This is a genomic window from Frankia sp. Mgl5, from assembly GCF_023242985.1.
In the GTDB taxonomy this organism is placed as follows: Bacteria; Actinomycetota; Actinomycetes; order Frankiales; family Frankiaceae; genus Parafrankia; species Parafrankia soli.
The window spans coordinates 1-337 of sequence record NZ_JALKFY010000566.1 but is presented as its reverse complement, the minus strand read 5'-3'; the positions used below and the strand labels follow the sequence as shown (position 1 = coordinate 337).

General features: G+C 52.5%; 1 protein-coding gene. It reads right to left on the bottom strand.

The features are described from left to right. Window positions 1-337, bottom strand: a 337-nt coding sequence (locus MXD62_RS10655) for a chorismate-binding protein (protein WP_248829150.1), incomplete at both ends; no start/stop codon positions are given.

Here is a 337-nt window from a genome sequence, read left to right as displayed (position 1 = left end):
GCAGGTCTTCGCGCAAACGGCCTGTCACATGCGATACCATGTGCATGACGTGGGAATAATGTTCAATCACCATCTGCTCTTCCACTTTCACCGAGCCATACTCAGCAACACGGCCCACATCGTTTCGTCCCAGATCAAGCAGCATGGTATGTTCCGCCCGTTCTTTGGGATCGGCTAAAAGATCTTGCGCCAGCGCTTCATCCTCATCGGGGGTACTACCGCGTTTTCGAGTGCCGGCGATCGGCCTCATTTCTACCTTGCCGTCTTCAACGCGAACAAGAAGCTCAGGAGATGTGCCCACAATCGTCTCATTCTTGTACTGCAGATAGTACATGTA